The sequence below is a fragment of the Rhizobium aureum genome, assembly GCF_030182495.1.
GTDB lineage: Bacteria > Pseudomonadota > Alphaproteobacteria > Rhizobiales > Rhizobiaceae > Rhizobium > Rhizobium tropici_C.
The window spans coordinates 1-3,751 of the sequence record NZ_JAQJCI010000040.1; the positions used below are offsets into that span (position 1 = coordinate 1).

Below are 3,751 nucleotides of genomic sequence, written 5' to 3' on the forward strand. Positions count from 1 at the left end.
GGTGTGAACGTCTCGGCGGTCGCACGGCAAATCGGGATACTGCCGTCTCAGCTGTATCGCTGGCGCAGAGAACTGTTGGGCAGTGATGAGCCTGGGCAAGCAGCGGAGACAGAGTATCCGCAGGGCGTTGTATCCGGCCCCGACCCCATCGTGGAAATCATCATTGGGGATGTTATCGTGCGGGCAGGCGGGCATGTCGACGAGGCTCATCTGCAGCGCGTTATCCGAGCGGTTCGTTCGGCATGATCCCCGCGGGTGTAAAGGTGTTCCTCGCCAGCCATCCCATCGACTTCCGCAAAGGACCGGACAGCTTGCTGTCGCTGGTGTATTCCTCCGGCGGGGACCGCCTTGCGAAGTTCCGCTTATCCCGTGAGTTTGCGCTCTTACGAGTGGACTTAAGAGCGCACTGAGCAATTCATGGGACATGCAGTTTTGCTGACGGGACCAGAGCGGCGTCGGCGATGGTCATCGGAAGATCGCGCGCAGATACTGGCGGAGGCTTTCGCGCCGGGCGCGGTGGTTTCCGAAGTTGCACGCCGCTTCGAGATTTCGACTGGCCTGATCTACACATGGCGGCGGCAGGCTTTGGTCCAGCAGGCCGAGCCCGCCTTTGTGCCGGCCAAGCTCGTTGACTCTGCCCGCAGTGATGCGGTCGACCTGGCCATTGCAGTGGACTTCTCGAACGGCGTGAAGGTGAGAATTGGCTCAGCAGCGCCATCCGAACTGGCAGCCGCGATCATGCGGGCGCTCAAATGATCCCGATCAGTTCCGGGGTGCGGGTGTGGATCGCGAGCGGTCACTGCGACATGCGTAAGGGCATGCAGGGTCTGGCGCTGCTGGTGCAGGAGGGCCTCGGCCGTGATCCGTTTAAGGGCGACGTCTTCGTCTTTCGCGGTCGTAGCGGCCGACTGATAAAAGCCCTTTGGCATGATGGGATCGGTCTATCTTTGTATGCGAAACGGCTCGAGCGCGGTCGCTTCATCTGGCCGGCGACGGAGGGTGGCGCGATCGCGCTGACCGCGGGTCAGATGTCCTATTTGCTGGAGGGGATTGACTGGCGGAATCCGCAGCAAACCTGGCGTCCGACGAGCGCCGGATGAGCCGTCCGGAGAAGCGATAATTCCGGGAAAAGCCCTTTGAAATACTAGGCAAATCAGGGCTTCTGTGATTCACTTCGGGCATGGAGAACAGCCCTGATTTGCTTCCCGACGATGTTGCTGCCCTGCGGGCAGAGCTCATCGCGGCACGCGCCAAGGGCGCACAGATCGAGGCTGAACTTGCCGTCGCCAAGGCCAGGGCGTCGGAGGATCTTGCCGTCATTGCCCGGCAGAAATTGCGCATCGAAAAGCTCGAGCGTCAGCTTTATGGCCCGAAGGCAGAGCGTCGCGCCCGGCTGATTGATCAGATGGAGTTCCAACTGGCAGAGTTGGAGATGGCGGCGACCGAGGACGAGCTCGCTGCCGAAATGGCGGTGGCGGCCACCGTCAATGTTACCGGCTTTACCCGCAGCCGGCCGGTGAAGAAGCCTTTCCCTGATCATCTTCCGCGCGAACGCGTCGTCGTGCCTGGTCCCGTGAGCTGCCAGTGCTGTGGCGGCGACCGACTGCGCAAGCTGGGTGAGGACATCACCGAGACCCTCGAGGTCATTCCGCGCCAATGGAAAGTGATCCAGACGGTGCGCGAGAAGTTCACCTGCCGCGATTGCGAGAAGATCAGCCAGGCTCCGGCGCCTTTCCATGTCATCCCGCGCGGATGGGCCGGTCCCAATCTTCTGGCGATGATCCTGTTCGACAAGTTCGGCCAGCATCTGCCGCTCAACCGTCAGGTCGAGCGCTTCGAACGCGAAGGCGTTCCCCTCAGCCTGTCGACGGTGGCCGATAGCATCGGCGCTTGCTGTGCCGTGCTCGATCCGATCATCAAACGGATCGAAGCCCATACGTTTGCGGCAGAGCGGTTGCACGGCGACGACACGACGGTCCCGGTCCTTGCCGCAGGGAAGACCGATACCGCCCGAAGTTGGGTCTATGTCCGCGACGATCGACCGTTCGGCGGCACAGCCGCACCGTCGGCGATGTTCTACTATTCCCGTGATCGCGCGGGCGAGCACCCGCAGGCGCATCTCACCCATTATAGCGGCATTCTGCAGGCGGACGCCTATGGCGGCTACACCAAACTCTATCTTCCGGATCGACGGCCCGGCCCGATAAGGGAAGCAGCTTGCTGGGTCCATGCCAGGCGGCCCTTTTTTGTGATGGCTGACGTCGAGGCGAATGCGCGCCGAAAAGCGCAGGGCAAGAAGCCAGCCATCATATCGCCGGTCGCTCTGGAAATGGTGCAACGGATCGATGCGTTGTTCGACATCGAGCGCGAGATCAACCGTCAGAGCGCGGAGGTCCGAAAGGCCGTTCGTCAGGATCGGAGCCTGCCTCTGATTGTCGAGCTGGAAGCTTGGATGAAGGTTCAGCGTGCCAAGCTGTCTCGCAACTATGATCTCGCCAAGGCCTTCGATTACCTGCTGAATCGCTGGCCCGCCTTCACCCACTTTCTCGACGACGGGCGTGTCTGTCTCTCGAACAATGCCGCTGAACGCGCCCTGCGCGGCATAGCGCTGGGCAGGAAATCCTGGTTGTTCGCCGGATCGGACCGCGGCGGCCAGCGCGCCGCCGCCATGTACAGCTTGATTGTCTCGGCCAAGATGAATGCCGTCGATCCGCAAGCCTGGCTGGCCGACGTGCTTCACCGCATCGCAAGTTATCCGGCGCACCGGATCGATGAGCTCTTGCCCTGGAACTGGAAAAACGCGTCGCCGGCGGCGCATAAGCTGGCGGCCTGAAGATGCCGGCTTCTCTGGTCCGCCTGAAGGTCACTCTCGACCATGTCGAACCGACGGTGATGCGGCGCGTTGTGGTGCCGTTCCGCATCAAGCTCCATCGCCTTCATGAGGTGCTGCAGACGGCGATGGGCTGGACCAACAGCCACCTTTACGAATTCCGCATCCGTGACGTCGGCTTTGGCCTGGCTGATCAAGACTGGGCAGATGATCCGCTCGCTGCGCGCAAGATCTCGCTGCTGGCGGCAATCGAAGATAGCGGCGCGAAATCGTTCAAGTACCTTTACGACTTCGGCGATGGCTGGACGCACAGCATCAAGATCGAGCGCACCTTCCCCGTCATCGGCCTTGCGGACCCAATGCTCCTCGAAGCGACCGGACGCTGCCCTCCCGAGGACATCGGTGGGCCATGGGGCTATCAGGAGTTCCGCGAAGCGCTCGCCGATCCGGCCCACGAGCGGCACGCAGAACTCGTCGAATGGTGGGGCAGCAAAGATTACGATCCCAAGGCCAACTTTGCCGAGCTCAACAAAGCCGTCGATGATCTGGCCGCAAAGTGGGCCCGCAAATCACGTCGAAAAATCTGAAAGTCCTTGAGGCTGCGGTCTTTGCCGGATGCTTACTCGCTGGTGCGCGACGCCGGCAGTGATCCGTTTAACGGCTCGCTTTATGTCTTCCGGGCGAAGCGGGCAGACCGGGTCAAGATCGTCTGGTGGGATGGATCAGGGGTCTGCCTTTACTCCAAGCGACTGGAGAAGGCGCAGTTCTGCTGGCCGCGGATCGGGCACAACCGGGTGCAGCTCAATCATGCCCAGCTCATGGCGCTCGTTGACGGCATGGACTGGAAGCGGGTTCGCTCTGTGGCAGTGAAGCCGCCGGAGATTGTTGGGTAAAGGCCTGCGGCGAAGTGAATCAACCGCC

The 3,751-nt window shown here is 61.7% G+C and carries 6 protein-coding genes; all 6 read left to right on the plus strand.

Annotated features, from left to right (window positions below):
* A partial coding sequence (locus PH552_RS33545; protein ID WP_285166711.1) for a transposase occupies window positions 1-246 on the plus strand: 246 nt, incomplete at its 5' end.
* A gap of 171 nt (window positions 247-417) precedes the next feature.
* Window positions 418-756 carry an IS66-like element accessory protein TnpA gene (tnpA, locus tag PH552_RS33550; RefSeq protein WP_285166713.1) on the plus strand — a complete coding sequence of 113 codons (339 nt, stop codon included), beginning with the start codon at window positions 418-420 and terminating at the stop codon, window positions 754-756.
* Window positions 753-1,100: an IS66 family insertion sequence element accessory protein TnpB gene (gene tnpB, locus PH552_RS33555; RefSeq protein ID WP_285166715.1), complete on the plus strand. Its 348-nt coding sequence runs from the start codon at window positions 753-755 to the stop codon at window positions 1,098-1,100. The genes tnpA and tnpB (PH552_RS33555) overlap by 4 nt, the downstream gene beginning before the upstream one ends.
* An 80-nt stretch (window positions 1,101-1,180) precedes the next feature.
* On the plus strand, window positions 1,181-2,833 hold the full coding sequence (gene tnpC, locus PH552_RS33560) for an IS66 family transposase (protein ID WP_285166717.1): 1,653 nt from the start codon (window positions 1,181-1,183) through the stop codon (window positions 2,831-2,833).
* A gap of 2 nt (window positions 2,834-2,835) precedes the next feature.
* The gene (locus PH552_RS33565; protein WP_285166718.1) at window positions 2,836-3,417 is read left to right on the plus strand and encodes a plasmid pRiA4b ORF-3 family protein; all 582 of its coding nucleotides are present in this window, start codon (window positions 2,836-2,838) and stop codon (window positions 3,415-3,417) included.
* A gap of 21 nt (window positions 3,418-3,438) precedes the next feature.
* Entirely contained in the window at window positions 3,439-3,723 is a 285-nt protein-coding gene (gene tnpB / locus PH552_RS33570; protein ID WP_285166720.1) for an IS66 family insertion sequence element accessory protein TnpB, read from the plus strand.
* Window positions 3,724-3,751: the final 28 nt, after the last annotated feature.